Consider the following 722-nt stretch of genomic DNA (forward strand, 5'->3'; position numbering starts at 1 on the left):
GTGCAAGCTGTCACCAACTGCATCAAAAAGACGATCCGATGATGGTTGCCGAAATGCAAGCAGACAAATGCACCGATTGTCACTCCCGCACCAAATCGGATATCCACAAACGCAGTCGTCATCCTATTATCGACGGCGTCATGACTTGTTCTAGCTGCCACAATCCACATCAGACATTAAATGAAGCGAGCCTGAACTGGTCAACCGTCAATAACGCTTGTTACGAGTGTCATGCGGAAAAACGCGGCCCATTCTTATGGGAGCATGAGCCGGTAACTGAAGATTGCACATCCTGCCACACACCTCATGGTTCAGTGAACAAAGCCCTGCTCAATAAACGGCTGCCAATGCTTTGTCAGGAATGTCACCGTGTGCCACATGCAAACGTAGCCATTCCTGAAAACGACTTGAGAGTGCGTGGCGGAAGTTGTTTAAACTGCCACAATCAAGTGCATGGCTCTAACCACCCACGTGGTCAAACATTAAGTTATTAGGAGGGAAGCATGAAACTATCTCAACTGTGCATCGCTATTTCCCTTGCTTTTGCTGTGCAAGCGCACGCCAACGATTATTCGTTACAACGTTCTCAACCAGCCGACACTAGCCGCTGGCAGTGCAGTGAATGCAGCAGCGACGGCACATGGAGTGGAGAAGTCAGCGCGGGCGTCGGTTACCTTAACAACGACGGTTCCTCTCGATTCTATAATTGGAATCCGCCCGTT

1 protein-coding gene is annotated in these 722 nt (G+C 49.7%); it reads left to right on the forward strand.

All coding sequences use genetic code 11. The annotated features are described in order from the left end of the window. A partial coding sequence (locus tag R7040_RS26385; protein WP_318097566.1) for a DmsE family decaheme c-type cytochrome occupies positions 1–494 on the forward strand: 494 nt, incomplete at its 5' end. Positions 495–722 lie beyond the last annotated feature (228 nt).

The sequence above is a fragment of the Vibrio sp. 1069 genome (genome assembly GCF_033340555.1).